Source organism: Micromonospora sp. HM5-17 (genome assembly GCF_003762835.1).
In the GTDB taxonomy this organism is placed as follows: Bacteria; Actinomycetota; Actinomycetes; order Mycobacteriales; family Micromonosporaceae; genus Plantactinospora.
Genome location: NZ_RJWA01000048.1, coordinates 1 through 403, shown reverse-complemented (window position 1 = coordinate 403; position 403 = coordinate 1). Strand labels below are relative to the sequence as shown.

At 68.2% G+C, this 403-nt stretch carries 1 protein-coding gene; it reads left to right on the top strand.

Translation table 11 applies throughout. The features are described from left to right. On the top strand, positions 1 to 403 hold a 403-nt coding region (locus EF879_RS26880; RefSeq protein ID WP_148086571.1), incomplete at both ends, for a tyrosine-type recombinase/integrase.

The following is a 403-nucleotide window of genomic DNA, read 5'->3' as shown; positions in this document are numbered from 1 at the left end:
GGCCGCCGAGGGTCACCGCCTCTATGCGCTCTACGTCGTTGCCGCCACCCTCGGACTGCGGCGAGGTGAACTTCTCGGTTTGCGCTGGGCAGACCTGGACCTCGACAACGGGACGGTCACTATCACGCAGACCGTGCAGCGGGCCGGCGGGAAACTCCACCTTCAGGGCACAAAGACGGAGGACTCCGACAGTGTCCTACCCTTGCCGGACTGGACGTGGCGTACCCTGCTCGACCACCTGGAGCGCCAACGCCGGGAGCGTGACCGGCTCGCCGAAATCTGGCAAGATCACGGCCTGGTCTTCCCCTCCGAGGTCGGTACGCCGATGGAGCCGCGCAACCTCAACCGGCACTTCGCGGCGCTGCGGGAGCGGGCCGGCTGCCCCGACGTGCGGCTACACGAC